At 59.5% G+C, this 15,954-nt stretch carries 19 protein-coding genes; 4 read left to right on the top strand and 15 right to left on the bottom strand.

The window, feature by feature from the left end; genetic code table 11:
• Nucleotides 1-39 precede the first annotated feature (39 nt).
• The 6 genes from BMZ35_RS14150 to rpsM form a co-directional block, all read right to left on the bottom strand.
• Nucleotides 40-1,356: a replication-associated recombination protein A gene (locus BMZ35_RS14150; RefSeq protein WP_093094521.1), complete on the bottom strand. Its 1,317-nt coding sequence runs from the start codon at nucleotides 1,354-1,356 to the stop codon at nucleotides 40-42.
• Nucleotides 1,357-1,361: 5 nt separating this feature from the next.
• Nucleotides 1,362-2,744 carry a trypsin-like peptidase domain-containing protein gene (locus BMZ35_RS14145; RefSeq protein WP_093094520.1) on the bottom strand — a complete coding sequence of 461 codons (1,383 nt, stop codon included), beginning with the start codon at nucleotides 2,742-2,744 and terminating at the stop codon, nucleotides 1,362-1,364.
• A gap of 151 nt (nucleotides 2,745-2,895) precedes the next feature.
• Nucleotides 2,896-3,321 (bottom strand): 50S ribosomal protein L17, encoded by a 426-nt coding sequence (gene rplQ, locus BMZ35_RS14140; RefSeq protein WP_093094519.1) that lies wholly within the window; start codon nucleotides 3,319-3,321, stop codon nucleotides 2,896-2,898.
• Between the two features lie 194 nt (nucleotides 3,322-3,515).
• Complete coding sequence (locus tag BMZ35_RS14135; protein ID WP_093094703.1) at nucleotides 3,516-4,532, bottom strand: DNA-directed RNA polymerase subunit alpha; 1,017 nt, start codon at nucleotides 4,530-4,532, stop codon at nucleotides 3,516-3,518.
• Nucleotides 4,533-4,646: 114 nt separating this feature from the next.
• Nucleotides 4,647-5,036, bottom strand: coding sequence for a 30S ribosomal protein S11 (rpsK, locus tag BMZ35_RS14130; protein ID WP_093094518.1), 390 nt, complete (start codon nucleotides 5,034-5,036; stop codon nucleotides 4,647-4,649).
• A 15-nt stretch (nucleotides 5,037-5,051) separates the two neighbouring features.
• Nucleotides 5,052-5,420 carry a 30S ribosomal protein S13 gene (rpsM, locus tag BMZ35_RS14125; RefSeq protein ID WP_093094517.1) on the bottom strand — a complete coding sequence of 123 codons (369 nt, stop codon included), beginning with the start codon at nucleotides 5,418-5,420 and terminating at the stop codon, nucleotides 5,052-5,054.
• Between the two features lie 390 nt (nucleotides 5,421-5,810).
• Between rpsM and BMZ35_RS14120 the strand changes: the two genes are divergently transcribed.
• The 3 genes from BMZ35_RS14120 to BMZ35_RS14110 all read left to right on the top strand — a co-directional run bounded on the left by BMZ35_RS14120 (nucleotide 5,811) and on the right by BMZ35_RS14110 (nucleotide 9,551).
• Entirely contained in the window at nucleotides 5,811-7,124 is a 1,314-nt protein-coding gene (locus tag BMZ35_RS14120; RefSeq protein ID WP_093094516.1) for a hypothetical protein, read from the top strand.
• A gap of 312 nt (nucleotides 7,125-7,436) precedes the next feature.
• Complete coding sequence (locus tag BMZ35_RS14115; RefSeq protein WP_093094515.1) at nucleotides 7,437-7,850, top strand: universal stress protein; 414 nt, start codon at nucleotides 7,437-7,439, stop codon at nucleotides 7,848-7,850.
• A 60-nt stretch (nucleotides 7,851-7,910) separates the two neighbouring features.
• Nucleotides 7,911-9,551, top strand: a complete 1,641-nt coding sequence (locus BMZ35_RS14110) for a BCCT family transporter (protein WP_093094514.1) — start codon at nucleotides 7,911-7,913, stop codon at nucleotides 9,549-9,551.
• 76 nt (nucleotides 9,552-9,627) lie between these two features.
• On the opposite strand, the gene BMZ35_RS14105 is transcribed toward BMZ35_RS14110, so the two are convergent.
• From BMZ35_RS14105 to rplO, 4 genes are all read right to left on the bottom strand, one after another.
• Nucleotides 9,628-9,828: a hypothetical protein gene (locus BMZ35_RS14105; RefSeq protein ID WP_093094513.1), complete on the bottom strand. Its 201-nt coding sequence runs from the start codon at nucleotides 9,826-9,828 to the stop codon at nucleotides 9,628-9,630.
• Nucleotides 9,828-10,403 carry an adenylate kinase gene (locus BMZ35_RS14100; RefSeq protein WP_093094512.1) on the bottom strand — a complete coding sequence of 192 codons (576 nt, stop codon included), beginning with the start codon at nucleotides 10,401-10,403 and terminating at the stop codon, nucleotides 9,828-9,830. Before BMZ35_RS14100 ends, BMZ35_RS14105 begins: the two co-directional genes overlap by 1 nt.
• A complete protein-coding gene (secY, locus tag BMZ35_RS14095; RefSeq protein WP_093094511.1) occupies nucleotides 10,400-11,761 on the bottom strand; it encodes a preprotein translocase subunit SecY in 1,362 nt (453 codons plus the stop codon). The genes BMZ35_RS14100 and secY overlap by 4 nt, the downstream gene beginning before the upstream one ends.
• Nucleotides 11,762-11,868: 107 nt before the next feature.
• Nucleotides 11,869-12,342, bottom strand: a complete 474-nt coding sequence (gene rplO / locus BMZ35_RS14090; RefSeq protein WP_093094510.1) for a 50S ribosomal protein L15 — start codon at nucleotides 12,340-12,342, stop codon at nucleotides 11,869-11,871.
• 186 nt (nucleotides 12,343-12,528) lie between these two features.
• Here rplO and BMZ35_RS14085 point away from each other — a divergent pair, with 186 nt between their 5' ends.
• Nucleotides 12,529-13,707, top strand: coding sequence for an adenylate/guanylate cyclase domain-containing protein (locus tag BMZ35_RS14085; RefSeq protein WP_165610091.1), 1,179 nt, complete (start codon nucleotides 12,529-12,531; stop codon nucleotides 13,705-13,707).
• Nucleotides 13,708-13,729: 22 nt separating this feature from the next.
• Here BMZ35_RS14085 and BMZ35_RS14080 read toward each other — a convergent pair whose 3' ends face one another.
• From BMZ35_RS14080 to rplF, 5 genes are all read right to left on the bottom strand, one after another.
• Nucleotides 13,730-13,939 (bottom strand): DUF1127 domain-containing protein, encoded by a 210-nt coding sequence (locus BMZ35_RS14080; protein ID WP_093094508.1) that lies wholly within the window; start codon nucleotides 13,937-13,939, stop codon nucleotides 13,730-13,732.
• A gap of 234 nt (nucleotides 13,940-14,173) precedes the next feature.
• Nucleotides 14,174-14,362: a 50S ribosomal protein L30 gene (rpmD, locus tag BMZ35_RS14075; RefSeq protein ID WP_093094507.1), complete on the bottom strand. Its 189-nt coding sequence runs from the start codon at nucleotides 14,360-14,362 to the stop codon at nucleotides 14,174-14,176.
• 12 nt (nucleotides 14,363-14,374) lie between these two features.
• A complete protein-coding gene (gene rpsE, locus BMZ35_RS14070) occupies nucleotides 14,375-14,944 on the bottom strand; it encodes a 30S ribosomal protein S5 (protein ID WP_093094506.1) in 570 nt (189 codons plus the stop codon).
• A 105-nt stretch (nucleotides 14,945-15,049) separates the two neighbouring features.
• Nucleotides 15,050-15,409 (bottom strand): 50S ribosomal protein L18, encoded by a 360-nt coding sequence (gene rplR / locus BMZ35_RS14065; RefSeq protein ID WP_093094505.1) that lies wholly within the window; start codon nucleotides 15,407-15,409, stop codon nucleotides 15,050-15,052.
• An 11-nt stretch (nucleotides 15,410-15,420) separates the two neighbouring features.
• A complete protein-coding gene (gene rplF / locus BMZ35_RS14060) occupies nucleotides 15,421-15,954 on the bottom strand; it encodes a 50S ribosomal protein L6 (protein ID WP_093094504.1) in 534 nt (177 codons plus the stop codon).

Raw genomic sequence — 15,954 nt, 5'->3', positions numbered from 1 at the left:
GGGAGTCGCAGCCGCGCTGCGACGGGGGCAGCGCCCCCATTAAACATCCCGCTGCAACCGCAACTTGGTGAAATAATCCAGCCGCCGCTTCAACTCACGCTCAAACCCACGCTCGACCGGGGAATAGAGCACCGGCCGCTTCACCCCCTCCGGAAAGTAGTTCTGCCCCGAAAACCCGTCCTTGGCGTCGTGGTCATACTGATACCCGGCGCCATAACCCTGCTCCGACATCAGCGAGGTCGGCGCATTCAGGATATGCTTGGGCGGCATCTCCGATCCGGTTTTCTTTGCCAACGCTCGTGCCGCCTTGTACGCCGCATAGCCTGCATTGGTCTTGGGGGCGAGCGCGAGGTAGATCACCGCCTGTGCCAATGCCAGCTCCCCTTCGGGCGAACCCAGCCGCTCATAGGCTTCCCACGCGCCAAGACAGATCGACTGCGCCTGCGGGTCGGCGAGCGCGATATCTTCCACCGCCATCCGGGTCAGCCGCCGCGCCAGAAACCGCGGGTCTTCCCCACCTTCAAGCATTCGGGCAAACCAATAAAGCGCCGCATCCGGGTCCGATCCGCGCACCGATTTGTGCAGGGCGGAAATCAGGTTGTAGTGCTCATCTCCCGACTTGTCATACTTGGCCGCCCGCCGCATCAGCCGGGTCGAGAGCGCGTCCGTATCCAGCTTGCCGGTCACTTTCCACGCCATCACCTGCTCGATCAGGTTCAACAGCGCACGCCCGTCACTATCGGCCATCTCCAACAGCGCCTCGCGCGCCGGGCCGTCCAGGGGCAATCCGCGCCCCAGTTCCCCTTCCGCGCGCTGCGCCAGACGTTCAAGATCGGCAAGGCTCAACCGCTCCAGCACCAGCACCTGCGCCCGGCTGAGCAAGGCGGCATTCAACTCAAAAGACGGGTTCTCTGTTGTCGCCCCCACCAAAAGAATCGTGCCGTCTTCCATATACGGCAGAAACCCGTCCTGCTGGGCCTTGTTGAACCGGTGAATTTCGTCCACGAACAACAAGGTACCCTTGCCATTGGCCCGCCGCAGCTTGGCCGCTTCGAAGACTTTGCGCAGCTCCGGCACGCCGGTAAAAATCGCGCTGATCTGCACAAAATGCAGGTCCGTTTCATCCGCCAGAAGCCGTGCGATCGTGGTTTTACCCACGCCCGGCGGCCCCCAGAATACCAGTGACGACAAAGACCCCGACGCCAGCATCACGCCCAGGGGCGCTTCCGGCCCCAACACCTGATCCTGCCCGATCACCTCGGACAAGGCGCGGGGCCGCAATCGATCCGCCAGCGGGCGGGGCGCTTCCTTTCCGCCCTCCGCAGGTTCGGGTGTCATGTCAAAAAGATCAGCCATCTGCCCTACAGTCTGAAACGCATCACAACGCGCTGCGTGCCACGCTGCACATCCAGCGTAAGCCGCTTCTTCGCCGCGCGCAAAGCCTGATCCGCATCGCGGGTGGTCGCAATCTCGGTACCATCTATCGCACGCAGCACATCCCCCGGCGCCAGCCCCATCCGTGTCCCGATCTCGCCGGGCTGCTCCACAACAACACCTTCAATGCTCAGCGGTAAACCAAACTGGCCCAATACCGCCGGATTGATATTCGACAGGACCAGCCCCGGCACAGCCGAGCGCCGCCCCGTCGTCACGGTTTCGCGCGCCGGGGTCTCGGGTGCCACATCAAGCTGAACTTTGCGGTGATCTTCGTCGCCGTCACGCACCATCAGGATATCCGCCTCTTCTCCCAAACCGGCCACCGACATGCGGAAGATCATCTCCGAAGGCGTGTTCACCGGCTGGCCGTCCACCTCCAAAATCACGTCTCCGGGGGTAATACCTGCCTTGTGGAACGGACTTTCCGGGTGCAGGTCGGACACGACGATCCCGCCCGGCCGCTCAAGCCCAAGCCCCTGTGCCATGTCCGCATCCACGGGCTGTCCAAACATCCCGGCCCACGGACGCTGAAACGTTGTGAACCCGGCGCGCGCCTGTTCGACAAACTGCGCCACAAGCCGCGCGGGAATCGCAAAGCCGATCCCGTTCGAACCACCCGAGCGGGTCAGGATCGACGTATTGATCCCAATCAGGTCGCCGTTGATGTCGATCAGCGCACCGCCGGAGTTCCCCGGGTTGATCGGCGCGTCGGTCTGCAGAAAGTACCCGCGCGCATTGCCCGTGGCCACGCCGGAACGCGCCAACCCTGAAACAATCCCGCTGGTCACGGTCTGACCGACCCCGAAAGGGTTGCCAATGGCCAGAACCAGTTCGCCGACCTCAACCGTATCGCTGTCGCGAAGGTTCAGAAACGGCATATCGCGCGCGTCTTCCAGTTGCAGGATCGCAAGATCGGCCTCTTCGTCAGCCAAAAGAACCCTGGCCGTGAACTCGCGCCGATCCTTCAGGTGCACGCGAATATCGGTCGACATGCCGACCACGTGATAGTTCGACACCACAATTCCGTCATCGCTCAGTATCACGCCAGACCCCAGCGAGTTCTGCACCTGCGGGCGGGCATTTCCAAAATCCCGGAACAGGTTTTCAAAGAAGGGATCGCCGCCAAACGGGCTGTTGCGCACGTTGACCACGCGCTTGGCATAGATATTGACCACGGCGGGCGCGGCCTCTTTTACAAGCGGCGCAAATCCAAGGGCAATCTCTGTCTGGTTCTGGGGCACCTTGGTTTCGGCCCCGGCAATCCCGGCCAGCGAAATGGCCAATGCGGTCACGGCAATTCGGAACATGATCTCTCCTCTCGGCCTTTGCCAAGAGATATGCAAAGCGCGTCAAAGATTTACAAGCCACCCCACCACCCTGTTCGGCCTCGCAAGCAAAAGAAAACCCCCACCTGCGACGCAGGCGGGGGCCAGTCAAACGGGAAACTCCCGAGAGAACTTATTCTTCGTCAGCGGCCGCTTCTTCGGCCGCGACGCGGGCCTTGTCTGCGGCGCCTTTGGCGTCCACATCGCGGTCCACGAATTCGATGATTGCCATCGGTGCCATGTCACCATAGCGGAAGCCGGCCTTCATGATGCGGACATAACCACCCTGGCGGTCGGCATAGCGCGGGCCAAGGATGTCGAACAGTTTGGTGACGTACTGATCTTCTTTCAGGCGGGCACGTGCCTGACGGCGGGCGTGCAGGTCGCCGCGCTTGGCAAGCGTGATCATCTTTTCAATGATCGGACGCAGTTCTTTTGCCTTGGGAAGGGTCGTCTTGATCTGTTCATGTTCGATCAGCGAGCCGGCCATGTTTGCAAAGAGCGCCTTGCGGTGCTCGTGGGTACGGTTCAGTCGGCGATAGCCTCGTGCGTGACGCATGTGTCTTACTCCAATTGTTGCCCTCTACGGGCGGTTTTGCTTTGTCTGGCGGCCGATGCGTGTCAGCCGCTCTCCTTGGGGCGGATTTGCCCATGCTTTCCCCGGCTCTCCCGGGCATTTAACCAACAGTGCGTGACATCACGCACCCTACGGCGTGGTGGTAGGGTGCGTGCTCGCACGCACCTAACCGATCCTTAGAACGAATCCTCGAATTTCTTGGCGAGGTCTTCGATATTGTCCGGCGGCCAGTCCTCGACATCCATGCCAAGGTGCAGCCCCATGCCCGAAAGCACTTCCTTGATCTCGTTCAGAGACTTGCGGCCGAAGTTCGGCGTGCGCAGCATCTCGGCTTCGGTCTTCTGGATCAGATCACCGATGTAAACGATGTTGTCGTTCTTCAGGCAGTTGGCCGAACGCACCGACAGTTCCAGCTCGTCCACTTTCTTCAGCAGCAGCGGGTTGAACTCGAGACCATCGTCTTCTTCCTGGCGACCAGCCGCTTCCGGCTCGTCGAAGTTCACGAAGATCGACAGCTGGTCCTGCAGGATGCGTGCGGCAAACGCCACGGCGTCTTCCGGCGTGATCGAGCCATCGGTTTCGATCTTCATGGTCAGCTTGTCATAGTCCAGAACCTGGCCTTCACGGGTCGGCTGAACGTCATAGGAGACCTTCTTGACCGGCGAATAGATCGCGTCGATCGGGATCAGACCGATCGGGGCGTCTTCCGGCTTGTTCTTGTCGGCCGACACATAGCCCTTACCGGTGTTGACGGTCAGTTCCATGTAAAGATCGGCGCCGTCATCCAAGTGACAGATCACGTGGTCCTTGTTGAGAACCTCGATACCTGCGCTGTCGCTGATGTCGCCAGCGGTGACTTCTCCCGGACCCTTTGCATTGATCGACAGGCGCTTGGGGCCTTCGACTTCCATGCGCAGGCTCACGCCCTTGAGGTTCAGAATCACGTCGGTCACGTCTTCACGTACACCGGCCACAGAGGAAAACTCGTGCAGCACGTTGTCGATCTGAACGCTGGTGATCGCCGCGCCCTGCAGGCTCGACATCAGAACGCGACGCAGCGCGTTGCCAAGGGTCAGACCAAAGCCACGTTCCAGCGGCTCGGCCACGACGGTAGCCTGACGCGCGGGATCGTTGCCCGGCTTGACTTCAAGCTGGGTCGGCTTGATCAGTTCTGCCCAATTCTTGTGGATCATGCGTCCCTCCATTCCTGCCTGTCTCCCATGTCCAAAAAGAGCCAGACGCCCGAGGTTTCAAACGACAAACTGGGGCCGTGAAAAACACGCGGCCCCAGAAAGAAAAATATGTGCTTATACGCGGCGGCGCTTCGGCGGGCGGCAGCCGTTGTGTGCGATCGGGGTCACATCACGGATCGAGGTGATGTTGAAGCCGATTGCAGCCAGTGCGCGCAGAGCCGATTCACGACCCGAACCGGGGCCCTGAACTTCGACTTCCAGCGTTTTGACGCCGTGATCCTGTGCCTTCTTGCCTGCATCTTCTGCAGCCATCTGAGCGGCGTAGGGGGTCGATTTCCGCGAACCTTTGAAGCCCATGGTGCCGGCCGACGACCACGAGATCGCGTTGCCCTGCACGTCCGAGATCAGGATCTTGGTGTTGTTGAATGACGAGTTCACATGCGCAACGCCCGAAGCAATGTTCTTGCGTTCTTTTTTCTTCATACGAGTCTTATCGCGTGCCATTGTCCTAAACCCTCCTTACTTCTTCTTGCCGGCGATCGGCTTGGCGGGGCCTTTACGGGTGCGCGCGTTGGTGTGCGTGCGCTGACCGCGGACAGGCAGGTTGCGGCGATGACGCAGGCCGCGGTAGCAGCCAAGGTCCATCAGACGCTTGATGTTCATCTGCACTTCACGACGCAGGTCACCTTCAACGGTGTAGGTGGCGTCGATGTGCTCACGGATGGCCAGAACTTCCGCGTCGCTCAGCTCGTTCACACGACGGGTTTCGTCGATGTTCACCGAGGCGCAGATTTCTTTGGCCGATGCGGGGCCAATACCAGTGATATAAGTCAGGGCGATCGGGACCCGTTTGTGGGTCGGGATGTTTACGCCGGCAATACGTGCCACGTGTCACTTTCCTTTTCGTTGCGGTTCCGTAGCCCCGGAACCTTTTTTCACAACACTTGACCCTGGCGAGAACCGCCGGCAGGTCCAGCATTTACGAGGTGGTCTGCAGACAGACGAATCCTGTCCGCAAAAACGATTCCCCGAAGGGATGGGGGTCGATATGGGGTTTTTCCCAATACGTCAAGAGGGTGCGGGCGACAAACTTCCCATGACGTAATGGGCATCGGGTCCGGGGCCTTCTACATCCCCTGCCCCGCGGGTCAACCCAGCCCTTGCACTTGCGGCCGATCCCCGCCAACATTACCAAAGCTGGCCCGAACCCGGTTCATAGTCACGGGCCGCGAGAATTACGGTTTTTGAAACTTTTTTACCAGCCTTGCCTCCGCAGATATGACCCGGAACGAACCAATCGCCATGGAAGCTCCCCTTACCAAGAAAACCCTCATCAAGCTTGCCGGACAGGTCCGCAACGGCGACCGTATCGCCGCAGATCAGGTCACATCGTTTCTCGATCACAGCTTTCCGGAAACATCGACATTCGGCAAGTTCATGCTGCGGGTTGCGGCTTGGATATCGCTCTTCTTCGCGTCAGTCCTCGTCATTTTTCCCGAGGTTGGCGAATGGCTGATCGAGGTTCTGCCGGGTTTCTTTCTTTTGCCAGAGCGGCTGGCCAAGGCTCTTGATTATGTCTGGGGGTTGATCGGCAAGCCGGTCAAGAAACAGCACCTGATGTATCATGTGCCCAATATCATCATCTACTCTTTTGGCGTGGTTGGCCTGCGGCAACTCTGGCGCCGCATCAACAAGAACAACTGGAAGGACCATGTCGGAGGCGCACAGGAAAAGCTGCGCAGCCAGATCGACGCCGGAACCGCCCGGTATTCCTTCCCACCGGGGTTTTCGTTGCTGTTTGTCGGAGATGGAGATCAGGTCGGCAAAAGCCTGACCCTCGACGATCCGATGATTGGCTTGACGCTTTCATCCGTGCGCCCCGCCTATACGCCGCTCTGGGGCAAGTTCGCCCCCGCCGAGGGCGATGCGGGATTTGAGCGAGTGCTCGACCAGATCAACACCTCCGAGGCTGGCGAATATGTTCTGTTCCCGGTCAAGGACGATCAATTGTTCCTACCGGGCCCCCAAGATTACGACATGCCACCACATCGCGTCGAAATCGCTGTCCGCCGTATCCGTTCTTACGAACAGGAACTTGGATATGCACCCAAGCGCATCGTCATAGTCGGGGATCAGGAACAATCCAGCTGTTTCATGACCGCCAGCCGAGAAGGCGAGCTCAGCGATTTCAATGATGACGTCAGCCTGCGCAGCATCGGGCGGGAATACGACGACGTCATCATTGCCGATCCGACCGACATCGTCCTTCTGCGGATCATCGAGATTGCCGACGGACGCCAAATCCACTTCAGGGCATCGGCTCAGGGCGTCGAAAAATACAGTGCCAGCTTCTACCATCGGCTTTCGCTATTGGGATACACGCCGACCCGCGATGGCACGCTTACCGTGGGCTATGACATCTCGGACTTCGAAACCGAGCACCAGATCGTTTCTCGCGCGCGCGATCAGTACCTCCCGGTGATCCTGTCGCGCGATGTCTTTGATCTGCTTTCCAAGACGTACCTCAAGGACCGCGAACACATCTTTGTTCCCCGGCTTGTCAAAAACACCCTCAAGGACATCGTCAAGTAGTATCATCCGCGCCGCAAACGCGCGTGGAATCCCCCGCATACTCCCGAGATTGCACGTCCACTGGTCAAGGCATTCACCGGCGCCCCCTCCTGTGCGCGGCTGTTCCCTTACCAAATCCGTCCCCCACACGTCGCATTTTGGCACCGATTGGCCGGGTCTGCCCGTTTCTTAGGCATTTTCGTCGCTAGGCTGGCTCCATTGGCCCACCAAAAGGCCGATGCAAGTGAACCGCGCGCGCGCATCGGGACTGACCCGCCCCTGTGCCGGCTTCCGCCCCATTGCGCCACGCGCCAGAAAAAAAGGGGAGAAATTGTGTTTGAACACATCATGGTCCCTGTCGATCTTGCCCATGTCGGGCGACTGGACAGGGCGCTCAAATGTGCCGCGGATATTGCCAAGCTTTATGGTTCGCGCGTGACCTATGTTGCCGTGACGGCGAACACGCCCGGATCGGTGGCCCACACGCCAGAGGAGTTCGCAGCGAAACTCGACGCGTTTGCAAAGGAAGAAGGGGCCGCACGTGGCATTGCCACCGGCGCGCACGCCGTCACCAGCCACGATCCGACCATTGATCTGGATCCAACCCTGCTCAAGGCGGTCTCGGATACCGGAGCGGACCTTGTGGTCATGGCAAGCCATATTCCCAACCTCACCGATTACATCTGGCCTTCGAATGGCGGCACAATTGCCGGGCACGCCAAGGTCTCGGTGCTCGTGGTGCGCTGATCGCGCCCCGGCGGAAACAGACATTTCCATTCATCCATACCCTATGAGAGGAGGCCAACCATGGCCGATACCAGCAACGATCAGGGGATACCGAACCCGGAAGGGGCGTCGGAACTGATCGATACCCAATACGAGATTGGTCAGGACAATATCGAAACCCAGGTGGGTCCGTTCGGACTCGACATTCACAACCCGGTCTTCCTGATTTCCGGGCTCTCCATCGTCGCCTTCGTGTTTTACGCGCTGGCCTTGCCGGAACAGGCGGAATCCATTTTTGGCGCGCTGCGCCCATGGCTGACCAGCAATTTTGACTGGTTCTTCCTTGGCGCGGGCAACATCTTTGTCATTTTCTGCCTGTTCCTGATCATCAGCCCCTATGGCAAGATCCGCCTTGGCGGGGCAGAAGCAACGCCGGATTACAGTTATCCGGGGTGGTTCGCGATGCTCTTTGCCGCCGGTATGGGCATCGGCCTGATGTTCTATGGCGTATCCGAACCGATGAGCCATTTTTCCACCTCGCTCGGCGGTATCTCCGAAGAAGGCGGCGTGCGCACCGACTGGGCGCCGCTTGGCGCTGCTGCAGGCGATCAGGCCGCGTCGGTCTCGCTCGGCATGGCAGCGACCATCTACCACTGGGGCTTGCACCCCTGGGGCATGTACGCGGTTGTCGCCCTTGCACTGGCGCTCTTCACCTATAACAAGGGCTTGCCGCTGACGATCCGCTCGGCCTTCTATCCGATCTTCGGTGAACGGGTCTGGGGTTGGACCGGGCATATCATCGATATTCTGGCGGTGTTTGCTACGCTGTTTGGCCTGGCCACTTCCCTTGGCTACGGCGCGACGCAGGCCAATGCCGGGCTCAATCTCCTGTTCGGTCTGCCGGTTGGCACTACATCCGAAGTGTTGTTGATCACCGGGATCACCGCCATCGCGTTGGTGTCGGTGGTGCGTGGACTGGATGGCGGGGTCAAGGTTCTGTCCGAGATCAACATGGGGCTGGCCTTCCTGCTCCTGATCTTCGTGCTGATCGTCGGACCCACCGCAGCCCTTCTCGCGCTCTTCTGGGACAGCATCGTATCCTACTTTGCCAACCTCGTGCCGCTGTCGATCCCGTTCGGCCGCGAAGACGCCAATTACAGCCAGGGCTGGACCGCCTTCTACTGGGCGTGGTGGATTTCGTGGTCTCCCTTTGTCGGCATGTTCATCGCCCGTGTCAGCCGTGGTCGCACCGTGCGTGAATTCATCATCTGCGTACTGCTGATCCCGACCTTTGTCTGCGTGCTCTGGATGTCTGTATTTGGCGGCACCGCGATCACCCAGTTCATCAATGACGGTGTCACGGCAGTCAAGGACGCGCCTCTCGAGCTGAAACTGTTCGAGATGCTGGCCGAACTGCCCCTCGCAGGCATCACCAGCTTCATCGGTATCATCCTTGTCGTGGTCTTCTTCGTGACGTCCTCGGACTCCGGCTCGCTGGTGATCGACACGATCACCGCCGGTGGCAAGGTCGACGCCCCGGTGCCCCAGCGCGTGTTCTGGTGCATCTTCGAAGGTGCCGTCGCCATTGCCCTCCTGATCGGGGGCGGCCTTGCCTCGCTTCAGGCCATGGTGATTTCAACCGGCCTGCCCTTCACGCTGGTCCTGTTGCTGATGTGCTGGTCAATCTGGCGCGGTCTCAAGGCCGAGCGCAAGCACCACTAGACGCTGCGGCCGGAAAAGGAAAAGGGCCCCGCGCATCGCGCCGGGGCCCTTTTTCATCCACTACGGGTTTGCGAAATCAGCCACATTCGGCTGCGCGTTCCGTCGCATCATGAATGTAGGTATCCGCCGTCACATCAATACAGCGGTACGCATACTCTCTGAAGTAATGGCCAAACACCAAGAGCCCGATCAGGCACAGGAGGCCAATGCCACCAAAAATGAAAAAGAGCCGCTTTCCCAAGCCGCTCTTTGAGTGTTTCCCGATGTCGTCGGTCATCAACCGAGCACGCCCGCGATGCTGGCCTTGACTTCGGCAATCTCGCCCAGACCGTCAACACCCTTGAGATTACCCTTGGCATGGTAATATCCGATCAGCGGCGAGGTCTGCTTGTAGTACGCCATCAGGCGCACTTTGAGGCTTTCCTCGTTGTCATCCGCACGCGCCGTACCACCCGCTGCGACGGCTTCCTTGGCACGGTTCACGATGCGATCGACCAGTACGTCGTCATTGACCTGCATCTCGATCACAACGTCCAGTGTCTCGCCCATCTCGTCCAGCAACGCCCCCAGCGCATCGGCCTGTGCCAGAGTGCGCGGGAACCCGTCAAAGATGAAACCACCCTTCTTGTCGCCTTCCAGTTTCTCACGGATCAGGCCGATCACGATCTCGTCCGTGACCAGCTCGCCCCTATCCATGACCTCGGCAACGCGCTTGCCCATTTCCGAACCGCTGCTCTTGGCTTCACGCAGCATGTCTCCAGTGCTCAACTGGATCATGTTACGATCTTCGACCAAAAACGCGGCCTGGGTTCCTTTACCGGCACCCGGCGGGCCAAGCAGAATGATATTCATCGACGAGCAGCTCCCTTCTTGCCGCGCTTCTTGCTTTTTCCGCGCAGCTGCGATTTCTCGATCAGCCCTTCATACTGATGGGCCAGAAGATGGCTCTGAACCTGCTGAATGGTGTCCATCGTCACCGAGACCACAATCAGAACCGACGTCCCGCCAAAATAGAACGGAACCGCAAACTGACCACGCAGAATCTCCGGAAGGAGACAAACTGCCGCAAGATAGGCCGCGCCAAGCACAAGAATGCGGTTAACCACGTATTCAAGGTAGTCCGCCGTGCGCTTGCCGGGGCGGATGCCGGGCACAAAGCCGTTCTGGTTCTTCAGGTTGTCCGCCACTTCGTCAGGCTTGAAGCTGACATTGAAGGTGTAGAAGTAGGCGAAGAACACGATCATCGCCACGAAGAACAACAGGTACAGCGGCTGGCCGGGACCGAAATAGGCCAGAAGTGTCGACATGATGGGGCCGGTCTGCGCCCCCGAGAAGGTCGAGATCGTCGTCGGCAGCAGCAGAAGCGAGCTGGCAAAAATGGCCGGGATCACACCTGCCGGGTTGACCTTGACGGGAAGATGGCTCGAGCCACCGTCATAGACTTTCATGCCCACCTGACGGCGCGGATACTGGATATGGATCTTGCGCAGCGCGCGCTCCATGAACACCACGAAAGCAATCACGGCCACAACCATGACAATCACGCCGATAATTACCGCCGGGCTGATCGCGCCCGAGCGCCCCGAGGCAAGGAACTGACCCAGAGCCGCAGGCAATTCTGCAACGATACCAACGAAGATGATCAGCGAGATCCCGTTACCGATGCCGCGTGCGGTGATCTGCTCACCCAGCCACATCAGGAACATGGTGCCCCCAACCAGCGTCACAAGGCACGAGAACCGGAAGAACATGCCCGGATCGGTGACAAGCTCACCGGCCTCAAGGCTCACGGCAAGACCGTAGGCCTGCAGAGTTGCCAGCGCCACCGTGCCATAGCGGGTGTACTGGTTCATTTTCTTGCGGCCTTGCTCGCCTTCTTTCTTGAGCTGCTCAAGAGCAGGCACCATTGAGCCGAGAAGCTGAACGATGATCGAGGCCGAGATATAAGGCATGATGCCGAGGGCAAAGATCCCCATCCGGCCCAGTGCGCCCCCGGTGAACATCGACAGGATGCCCCCGAGACCCGCCGCCGCGCCTTCCATGAATTCGCGCAGCGCGAGCCCATCTATGCCGGGCACCGGAATCCAGGTACCCAGACGATAGACAATCAGCAGGCCCAGCGTGAAAAGGATGCGATTGCGAAGGTCGGTTGCTTTTCCAAGCGCGGCCCAGCTCGTGTTGGCCGCCATTTGTTCAGCTGCAGATACCATGCGGATCTCTCTTAGAATGAAAACGCCGCCAGAACCGTTTTCCGGTCAGGCGGCGTTAGGAAAACTTGGTAGGGTATGTAAGCGGATGCGGACCCGCTCACAACCTCTTATTCAGCCGCTTGCGCGGTTTTGACCGTCAGCGAGCCGCCTGCTTTTTCCACAGCCGCAACGGCCGACTTGGAAGCACCGGTCACTTCGATGTTCAGCTTGGAGGTCACGTCGCCCTTGGCCAGAACGCGCACACCGTCCAGAGCGCGGCGCACGAGGCCCGAGGCCACCAGCGCTTCTTCGGTCACGGTTTCGCCGGCGTTCAGCTTGCCTTCGTCGACGAACTTCTGGATCAGGCCCAGGTTCACAACGGCAAATTTCTTGCGGTTCGGCTTGTTGAAGCCACGCTTGGGCAGACGCTGGTAGAGCGGCATCTGGCCACCCTCGTAGCCATTGATTGCCACACCCGAACGGGATTTCTGACCCTTGATACCACGGCCACCCATTTTACCCTTGCCAGAGCCGGGGCCACGGCCAACACGCATACGTTTCTTGGTTGCGCCGGGATTGTCACGAAGTTCGTGCAGTTTCATATCGCTTCTCCTTTGCCGGAACTGACCCCTGAAGCGTAAGCGGGTCAAACACGGCTTTTCTTGCTTGTTGATTCTGTGGCGCAGCACGCCACCGGGCGCGTATAGACGAGGCGGCGCACCGATGCAAGCACCCTGAAATTCACCGGGGCCGATGCGCGCCGCCTCTTGATGGGCTACTCTTGGACCATGGCTTGGAATCACGCGAAAATCACCGACTGGCTTCTCAGCGTCGGCCCCGACATACCTGATCTCGAAGCTTTGACTCTGGCGTTGGCCGACCGGATTGCCGAGGACGGAGTGCCCCTCCTGCGCGTTCGGCTGGCCATGCGGACGGTCCATCCGCTCATGACCGCGGTAAGCACGATTTGGGACCGTGACGCCGCCACCAACGATGTTTTTGCAAGCCCGCACGGCCTCGAACAACGCAGCGCTTACGCCGGAAGCCCCATGGCCCGGATCATTCAAACCCGTGCACCCGTGCGTCAGGATCTGACGGCGCTCACGTCTGACGATCACGTTGCTTTTCTCGAATTGCGCGCACGCGGCGCAACGGACTATTTTGGCCTGCCGCTTCGGTTTGGCGACCACCTGAGCGGCATTATGATCTTTGTCACTGACGCGGCGGACGGGTTCAGCGCGGACCATATTCGCGGATTCTGCGACGTCGCCCTCGCCACCGCGCCACTTGTCGAGGTCATGCGCCTGTCCATCCTGTCCGAAGCGGTGGCCACATCCTACCTTGGCCCCGGCACCGCGAAACGGGTTCTGGGGGGCGAGATCACGCGGGGGCACGTCGATCATCTCGACGCCGCAATCCTGATCAGTGACCTTCGCGGTTGGACCCAGATGAACGCGGAACTCCCCGTCGAGGAATCCGTCGCCATCGCCAACGCCTATTTCGACCTCCTTGACACCGCCGTACGCGCAAATGGCGGCGAAATCCTGAAATTCATGGGGGATGGGGTCCTCGCCATCTTTCCGGTGACCGACAATCCGGTCAATGCCGGACACAAGGCCTTGCAGGCCGCCCTGGATGCCTCGTCACAACAGACGCGGAATCTCCGCTTCGGCATCGGATTGCACCTTGGGGACGTTCTTTATGGCAACATCGGCTCGGAGCGGCGGCTTGATTTCACCGTCATGGGACAAGCCGTCAACCTTGCCGCCCGTATCGAAGCGCTGTGCGCCGAGACCGGCCAAACCATCCTCATGTCGGAAGACTTAGCGCGGCGGGTGGACCTTCTGGACAATCGCCTGGGTCCATACGCCGTGAAAGGTGTGCCCGCGCCGATCCCTGTCTTTTTTGCAACCGAAAAGACCGCCGGCAAAAACAAAACGCCCCCGGACATGTCCGAGGGCGTTTGAAAGATAGTCATGTCCGAGCGACTTAGCGATACGCAACCGCCGTGCAGGTCGCCTTGATGTCGCAGCGGTGCAGGCCGATGTCTTCCAGTTCGCGATCCGTGAGGCGCGACAGTTCGTTATAGGTGCGGTTGTACACCGAACGCTGGGCAAAGCCGCTGAACAGCGACGCGATTGCAGAGCGGATGGTTTCAAGAATGCCCGAGGAGGCACGCGAAGTGCTTGCATAAGCCATTGTCAATTTCCTTTTGGTCGGTTCGGGGACAAACCTCTGTCAACCCGATGCGTTTGATTGCTGTTTCAGCGATGAGGCTCAGATAAGGCTGATTATTGGGCGCAACAAGTATCACCCAAGCAAGCCCGCCATGCAGCAAACGCATAACAAGGCAATCAAATACACTGTGGGAAATGAAAAGCGCCCCGCAGTGTCCTGCGGGGCGCTCAATTTCTCAAACCGTCAGAAAAGGACTCAGCCTTTTTCTTCGATGATCTCCACCAGATGCGGAATCTTGTTGATCATGCCGCGGACCGAAGGAGTATCCTCCAGCTCACGGGTACGGTTCATCTTGTTCAGGCCCAGGCCGATCAGAGTGGCGCGCTGGTCCTGCGGACGGCGGATCGGCGAACCGACCTGCTTGACGACGATGGTTTTGGCCATGTGCTTGTCTCCTTACGCTTCAGCGGCTTCGGCAGCCGGTGCGTCATCCTTGCGCAGGATGTCGGCAACCTTCTTGCCACGGCGTGCTGCCACGTGACGGGGGCTGCTTTCTTTCTGCAGACCGTCGATGGTGGCACGGATCATGTTGTAGGGGTTCTGCGAACCGATCGACTTCGAAACAACGTCCTTGACGCCCAGCATTTCGAAAACGGCACGCATCGGACCACCGGCGATGATCCCGGTACCTTCCGGCGCGGTGCGCATGACCACTTTACCGGCGCCGTGACGGCCTTCGATGTCGTGGTGCAGGGTGCGGCCTTCGCGCAGCGGCACGCGGATCATCTGGCGCTTGGCTTGTTCGGTGGCTTTGCGGATGGCCTCGGGGACCTCTTTCGCTTTACCTTTGCCGAAACCAACGCGGCCCTTCTGGTCGCCAACAACCACGAGTGCGGCAAAGCCAAAACGCTTACCACCTTTCACGGTTTTCGACACACGGTTGATCGCAACGAGACGATCGGCGAATTCCGGGGTTTCTTCTTCGCGGTTGCGGCCACGACCCCGGCGGTTTTCACGTTCTGCCATGAGGCACTCCATAAACTTTTGGCGCTTTGCGCCTGATTTTGTCCAATCCTGGTGGGCCAGAGGGCCCCCGGATCATCGGGGGGACGCGAACGTCCCCCACAGATCTTAGATCTTCAGGCCACCTTCACGCGCGGCGTCGGCCAAAGCCTTCACCTTTCCGTGGAAGAGGAAGCCGCCGCGATCGAAATATGCTTCTTCGACGCCGGCTTTCTTGGCGCGCTCGGCAATCGCGGCGCCCACCTTTGCGGCGGCCTCCACGTTGTTCTTGCCCATGATGCCAAGATCCTTCTCCAGCGAAGATGCCGATGCCAGGGTCACGCCGTTCACATCGTCGATCAGCTGAACGCTGATGTTCTTGTTGGAACGGTGTACCGACAGGCGCATCTTGCCCGAGTTTACCTTGCGAAGCTTGTTCCGGACGCGCAGGCGGCGCTTGAGGAACAGTGTCCGTTTGCTGTTTGCCATCTGTCTGGTCCTTACTTCTTCTTACCTTCCTTGCGGAAGATAAATTCACCTTTATAGCGGATACCTTTGCCTTTGTAGGGCTCGGGCTTACGCCATTCGCGGATGTTCGCTGCAACCTGACCCACCAGTTGAGAGTCGGTGCCCTCGATGATGATTTCGGTCGGCTTCGGAGCGGTCACGGTAATACCCGCGGGCACTTCGAAGTTGACGTCATGCGACAGGCCAAGCGACAGTTTCAGGACATTGCCCTGCATCTGCGCACGATAACCAACACCCTGGATTTCCAGCTCTTTTTTGAAGCCGGTGGTGCAGCCGGTTACCATGTTGGCAACGATGGTACGCGACATGCCCCATTGCTGACGTGCACGCTTGGACATGCCACGCGGAGTCACGGTCACAACGTTGTCTTCCACTGCAATCGTGACATCGTCAGTTGCGGTGAACGACTGGGTGTCCTTCGGACCTTTGATTTCGATGGTCTGGCCGGAGACAGAGGCAGTAACGCCGCTGGGCAGCTCGACCGGTTTTTTACCAATACGAGACAT

The organism is Shimia aestuarii (assembly GCF_900114635.1).
GTDB classification, from domain to species: Bacteria; Pseudomonadota; Alphaproteobacteria; order Rhodobacterales; family Rhodobacteraceae; genus Shimia; species Shimia aestuarii.
The sequence above is the reverse complement of the archived record's forward strand: the minus strand, read 5'-3'. Positions and strand labels throughout refer to the sequence as shown.